Annotated in this window: 3 protein-coding genes; all 3 read left to right on the forward strand. The window is 27.7% G+C overall.

Features of this window, described 5'->3' with window-relative positions; genetic code table 11:
- Positions 1-466: 466 nt before the first annotated feature.
- Positions 467-961, forward strand: a complete 495-nt coding sequence (locus Q361_RS13195) for a hypothetical protein (protein WP_103727196.1) — start codon at positions 467-469, stop codon at positions 959-961.
- 38 nt (positions 962-999) lie between these two features.
- Positions 1,000-1,731, forward strand: coding sequence for a hypothetical protein (locus Q361_RS13200; protein ID WP_103727197.1), 732 nt, complete (start codon positions 1,000-1,002; stop codon positions 1,729-1,731).
- A gap of 259 nt (positions 1,732-1,990) precedes the next feature.
- The gene (locus Q361_RS13210) at positions 1,991-3,061 is read left to right on the forward strand and encodes a hypothetical protein (RefSeq protein ID WP_146047043.1); all 1,071 of its coding nucleotides are present in this window, start codon (positions 1,991-1,993) and stop codon (positions 3,059-3,061) included.
- Positions 3,062-3,292: the final 231 nt, after the last annotated feature.

Here is a 3,292-nt window from a genome sequence, read left to right on the forward strand (position 1 = left end):
CTTCAAGGTTGCTCATTATTGTAATTGTTTGAAAGTCAATACAATTTAATCATTATTAATGATTTGAGCAACTTTTTTTATAATGCACAACGGGTTAAATATAGATTATAAATCCATATATTATAAAAAAGAAATAAACATTGAAGAAGCTTTGAATCTCATAGGAGGAAAGGTAAAGAAGTAAACACTCTAAATTCCTAGCTGTAAATCGGAATTACAAGAAAATATTTGAAACAATTAATGAAAAAGTTAAAAAAGAACCTTAAATATTTATATGCAAATTATTTTAATATTTATAAGACATTATTTATTATGCCTTATAGGTACTTTTTTTAGATATTTATTCAAAAATATAATAAATATCATAAAAAACAACCCTGAAAATGAGTTAAAATATGCTTTTGTTGGTTTCCTATTTTTAGGAATTATACTTTTGATACTTATTTGAAAAAGAAAGACAAAAAACATGAAAATCTTAAAAAGAATTAAATTAATGTATTTATCAATATTAATTCTGACTTTATTACAAGGATGTAAAAAAGAAAAAGAGGAATATCTTTTTTCCCATAAAACAACTAATACTTATTATAAAATAGTTTATGAAAATGATACAATTTTATATATAACTATTTCAAAAAATAATAAAAAGAAAGAAATTGATACTACTTTGCTTTATAAAAAATCAAATAAATATTATCATTATAAGAATGATCTCTTTTCTGATTTTGATGAGAGAATATGGCTTTCAACAAAAAAAGACACTTTTTATAATTACAACATAAGAAATTCATTTTACTGCAGAATATCAAAGATAGGAGAAAATAAATTCAGAACAACTTATGCTAATTATGATAGTTTAACCTATAAGTATCGTCATTCTATCTATTATGATAATAATTATAACATATATAAAATAGAGACGGTGAATAATAAAGTAAAATCTGTTTTTACAAAACAATAATTTTTTATTTTTATCAAATAATTATAAATTAAATTATTATGGCTTCAACATCAGAAACAGGACACGCAAAAAACGTGGCAAACTTCCAAGATTTAATTGCATTCGTAACAGGTTACGGAGCAACCTACAACCCAAGTAAAAACGCACTCAAGTTACCACAACTTACTGCATTACTCACAGCCTCACAAGCCAGTTTAGCCGATGTTGTAACCAAAAACACAGCATACAATAATAAGGTAAACGAACGTGTTGTAGCATTCAAAGATTTAAAATCACTTTCAACAAGATTAATCAATGCATTACAAACAACCGATGCAAGTAAAGAAAAAGTGGCAGATGCAAAAACATTAAACAAAAAAATGCAAGGCATTAGAGCTAAAGCAGTAGAAACCCCAACAGACCCAAGCACACCCGCACCAAACACAATTTCCACAAGCCAACAATCCTACGCCCAACAAATTCAGCATTTAGCAGGTATTATTTCTGTTTTACAATCCGAACCAAGTTACACACCAAACGAAACCGATTTACAAATTGCAACCTTAACAGCAAAACAAGCCGACCTAACCGCCAAAAATAGTGCAGTTGCAACAGCTTACACCAATGTAAGCAATTCAAGAATTGCACGAGACACAACAATTTATGGAACAGACACAGGTTTATTTGACATAGCAACCGAAGTAAAGAAATACGTTAAATCAGTTTTTGGAGCAACCAGCCCTCAATTTGCACAGATAAAAGGAATAGTGTTCACCAAGAAAAAGAAATAACAAAACATAAAATATAAATATGACAAGTAGAAACATAAAACCCCATACCAAATTTATATATATTGCTACCACAATAATATATATATAATTCACAATTATATAAATGCGTTCCGCATTTATATTTATGCTTGTCATATTTATATTTATATTAATACGATTTATATTTATTGCTATCTGACTTATATCTATTTTAATCTTATTTGTATTTATACCTGTCTAACTTACATATACTAAGCCCAGAAACATAATTATAAAAAAATTGAAAACCGCAACAGAAAGAAATAAGGGCTTCTGCCAACAGCCGTTTTGCGCTATTGCGAGAAAAGTGCAAAATTCACGTTTATCTTTCGCAAGAAGTTGTATTTTAACAGAAAATACGCAGTTCCGAAGCTCGCAACAGACGCAAAGCGGCGAAACGTTACCAGCAAGTTTGACTGAACTGACCGTAAATAAAGGGAAATACACAAAAATGAAACTGAAAATAACTTTAATACTTTTGATTTGTTTTTCAAAAATCTATTCGCAAAAAATAGAAAGAGAAATTGGCGAAATCAAAATTACACAAGAAGGTTATTACTTTGAAAATTATATAAAATCAAAAAAAAGAAAAGTATCAAAATCAGAATTTTATTTTGATAATTTTGGAATAATTCTTGAAAAAGTATCTTACGGAAGACAACATTATAATAAACTTAATGTAATTGGGGATATTGAACAATATTCTTATGAAAATGGAAAGTTAATATCTAAAAAACATTGGATTTCCAGTTGTGAAAATCAAAATTTTTCACTCTACAACACTGAACTTATTTATGACGAGAATAACTTATTAACTAAAGAGATTTCTTCAAATCCAATATCAGAACCATTTGTCTATAAATATGAAAAGAACAAAATAGAAATTCATTCAGGTAATTTCTACATTCAAAAAATATTCGATGAACAAAAAAGAATAATCGAATGCAATCAAATTTTTGAGGAAACGAACAAAATACGTTGGCAATATTTATTTGAATATCAAAATAATTGTAGAATCGCAAATTTTCAGACATATTATGGCGATGGAAAAGATAACTCAAAAAAAGAGATAATAGTTTTTGACAATGATAATCGAAAAATATCTAAAGAAGTCATAGATTATGGCAAAACAAAATATATTTACAAATATTCAGAAAATGGAATAATCGAAGAGATTGCTGAATATGAAAGTTTATTAGAAAAAGAAGAATATAAATTATTGCGTTTAACAAAGATTAAAATAAATAAATCGCCGAAAAAACTAACAAAAGAAATCATTGAGAAAATAAACTCGGAATTAGATAACGTATAAAAAACCTACTGGTAACAGCAGTTACAAGAAATTGCTAGGCATGGGATTTATCAGAAATGGTAATTGTTGAATAAATGTTTTGTCTATATTTGTGATAGACAGTGAATGAAGTACGCAACTTCTTGTAGCTGCGACACGTTACCAGTAAGTGGGCGAACGGTACTCAGAAAACCCATTTGACCGTTGAATAGTTCCTGAATTTATGTCCACTCCTACTCTATTTTTTTAGAA

The organism is Flavobacterium croceum DSM 17960 (assembly GCF_002917885.1).
GTDB lineage: Bacteria > Bacteroidota > Bacteroidia > Flavobacteriales > Flavobacteriaceae > Flavobacterium > Flavobacterium croceum.